This window comes from Isoptericola sp. NPDC056618 (genome assembly GCF_042792715.1).
Lineage (GTDB): Bacteria > Actinomycetota > Actinomycetes > Actinomycetales > Cellulomonadaceae > Isoptericola > Isoptericola nanjingensis.
This window is the reverse complement of record NZ_JBHTVZ010000007.1, coordinates 1-475: the sequence shown is the minus strand read 5'-3', so window position 1 is coordinate 475 and position 475 is coordinate 1.

The window sequence follows — 475 nt, the reverse complement described above, 5'->3', positions numbered from 1 at the left end:
CGCCGCGCGCCGGCGGGCGCGGGGGGACCGGCTGGCGCGGGCGACCGTGCGGGCCTGAGCTGGCCTCCTGGGTTTCGGGGGGCGCCCCGGGGCCGGCGGGGGCGCGCGCCACGTCCGGCCACGTTGCACGGAGCGCTCCGCCCGGGTAATGTTCTACGACGTCAGCCCGACGGGCCGACGGACATCGAGGAGACAGCCGAGAGGCTGGGTACCGATGGCCGGGCCGGGACTGAAAACCCACACCTTCAACGGTCGGGATGCTTCGCGCATTCTTCCCGGTGGGATCGGATCGTCTTTTCGACTTCCCTCCGATCTTCGGATCAGGGATTTGGAAGAGGGAAAACGGTCTGGTAAGTTTGAGGGGTTGCCCCGGCGGGGTCGGAGCCGAGAGTGGTTCTGGTTCTGCGGTGTGCGTCGGTTGTTTGAGAACTCAACAGTGTGTTTGATAGTCAATGCCAAATTTTTGAACCCTTTG